Source organism: Nocardioides sp. (assembly GCF_036401255.1).
GTDB lineage: Bacteria > Actinomycetota > Actinomycetes > Propionibacteriales > Nocardioidaceae > Nocardioides.
Map to the genome: position 1 here is coordinate 1 of NZ_DASWVI010000031.1, position 2,370 is coordinate 2,370.

Annotated in this window: 2 protein-coding genes and 1 pseudogene; 2 read left to right on the forward strand and 1 reads right to left on the reverse strand. The window is 69.3% G+C overall.

The features are described 5' to 3' along the window. Positions 1-539 (reverse strand): annotated as a pseudogene (locus VGD85_RS01225) (tRNA (N6-isopentenyl adenosine(37)-C2)-methylthiotransferase MiaB); the annotation flags it as partial. A gap of 113 nt (positions 540-652) precedes the next feature. Between VGD85_RS01225 and VGD85_RS01230 the strand changes: the two are divergent. Together VGD85_RS01230 and VGD85_RS01235 are read left to right on the forward strand one after the other, a co-directional pair. Then, the gene (locus VGD85_RS01230; RefSeq protein WP_331061630.1) at positions 653-1,426 is read left to right on the forward strand and encodes an amino acid ABC transporter ATP-binding protein; all 774 of its coding nucleotides are present in this window, start codon (positions 653-655) and stop codon (positions 1,424-1,426) included. Between the two features lie 41 nt (positions 1,427-1,467). Further along, entirely contained in the window at positions 1,468-2,370 is a 903-nt protein-coding gene (locus VGD85_RS01235) for a glutamate ABC transporter substrate-binding protein (protein ID WP_331061631.1), read from the forward strand.

Genomic DNA, 2,370 nt, shown 5'->3' on the forward strand with positions numbered 1-2,370 from the left:
CGGCGGTCCTTCTCCTTGCCGCGCAGGCTCGGGACGATGCAGAACGTGCAGGTGTTGTTGCAGCCCACCGACACCGACACCCAGGCGGCGTACGCCGACTCGCGCTTGGTGGGCAGCGTCGAGGGGAACACCTCGAGCGACTCGAGGATCTCGACCTGCGCCTCGTCTTGGACCCGCGCGCGCTCGAGCAGCGCCGGCAGCGACCCGATGTTGTGGGTGCCGAACACGACGTCGACCCACGGCGCCCGCGTGGTGATCGTGTCGCGGTCCTTCTGCGCCAGGCAGCCGCCGACGGCGATCTGCATGCCCGGCGTCGCGGCCTTGACCGGTGCGAGGTGGCCGAGGTTGCCGTATAGCTTGTTGTCGGCGTTCTCCCGCACCGCACAGGTGTTGAAGACGACGACGTCGGCCTGCTCGCCTGTGGGCGCGGCGACGTAGCCCGCGTCCTCCAGCAGCCCGGTGAGCCGCTCGGAGTCGTGGACGTTCATCTGGCACCCGTAGGTGCGGACCTCGTAGGTCCTGGGCTCGGTGCGCGACATGACCCGACGAGGGTACGGCGGATGCCGACCGGACCGGAAAATCGGTCTCCACCGCAGCCGGACCCCAGGGGTCCGGTAGCCCGTTCGGGCCATCGCGGATAGTGTCTCCCGGCATGACGGCGGCAGGGAGCTCCACTTCGGGGACCAGCAGCGAGGTCATCGTGGCGCTGCAGGGCGTCGACAAGTGGTTCGGCGAGCTGCACGTGCTGCGCGGCATCGACCTGTCGGTGCGTCGGGGCGAGGTCGTGGTCGTCATCGGCCCCTCCGGGTCGGGGAAGTCCACGCTGTGCCGCACGATCAACCGCCTCGAGACCATCGACCGGGGCTCGATCGTGCTCGAGGGCCAGCCTCTTCCCCAGGAGGGCAAGGCGCTGGCGCGGCTGCGCGCCGACGTCGGCATGGTCTTCCAGAGCTTCAACCTCTTCGCCCACAAGACCGTGCTCGAGAACGTCACGCTCGGCCCGATCAAGGTGCGCGGCAAGAGCCGCGCCGAGGCGGAGGAGCAGGCGCGCACCCTGCTGGATCGGGTCGGCGTCGGCGAGCAGGCCCAGAAGTACCCCGCCCAGCTCTCCGGGGGCCAGCAGCAACGCGTCGCGATCGCCCGGGCGCTGGCCATGGACCCGGCCCTGATGCTCTTCGACGAACCGACCTCGGCGCTGGACCCCGAGATGATCAAGGAGGTCCTCGACGTCATGGTCGACCTCGCCAGGGGCGGGATGACCATGATCGTGGTGACCCACGAGATGGGGTTCGCCCGCACGGCCGCCGACCGGGTCGTCTTCATGGCCGACGGAGCCATCGTCGAGGAGAACTCCCCGGAGGAGTTCTTCGCCGACCCGCGCTCCGAGCGCGCCCGCGACTTCCTCAGCAAGGTGCTCAGCCACTGAACGTCATCGCCAGCTCCACAACTCGGTAAGGGAGAAGAAGGATGCGACTCATCAGACGGACCAAGGCGGCGGCTGCCGCCGTCGTGCTCGCCAGCGCGCTCGGCTCGACGCTCGCCGCGTGCGGCAGCGCGGGCGAGGACGACGGCGAGGGTGCCGACGTCGACGTCGCGGAGAACGCGGCGGACCGGTTCGACGACGGGACCCGGATGAAGGAGCTCGCGGAGGCGGGCTCGATCACCATCGGCGTGAAGTACGACCAGCCGGGGATCGGGTTCAAGGGGGCCACGGACGACGCGCCCCAGGGGTTCGACCCGGAGATGGGCAAGATCCTGGCCGCGTCGCTCGGCATCGCGCCCGAGGACATCACGTGGACCGAGACGATCTCGGACAACCGCGAGCCGTTCCTGCGGTCCGGCGAGGTCGACCTCGTGATCGCGTCGTACTCGATCACCGACGAGCGCCGCAAGGTCGTCGGGCAGACCGGCCCCTACTACGTGACCGGCCAGCAGCTCCTGGTCCGCTCCGACAGCGACATCGAGAGCGTGGACGACATCAAGGGGCAGGAGGTCTGCTCGGTGACCGGCTCCACGTCGCTGGACAACGTGAAGGCCAAGGGCGCGAAGCCGCGTGGGTTCGACACCTACTCCGAGTGCGTCGACCAGGTCCTGGACGGCACCGTCGAAGCGATGACCACCGACGGCGCGATCCTGCTCGGGTACGCCGCGCAGCACCCCGACGAGCTCCAGGTGGTCGGGGATCCGTTCTCCGAGGAGCGCTACGGCATCGGCTACTCCAAGGACCACCCGGAGATGTGCGAGTGGATCAACGACACGCTGACCAAGTCCTTCGAGGACGGCACCTGGGAGGACGCATTCGACGCCACGCTCGGCAAGTCGGGCGTCGACGCGCCGGAGCAGCCCACGCTCGACTCCTGCCAGGCCTGA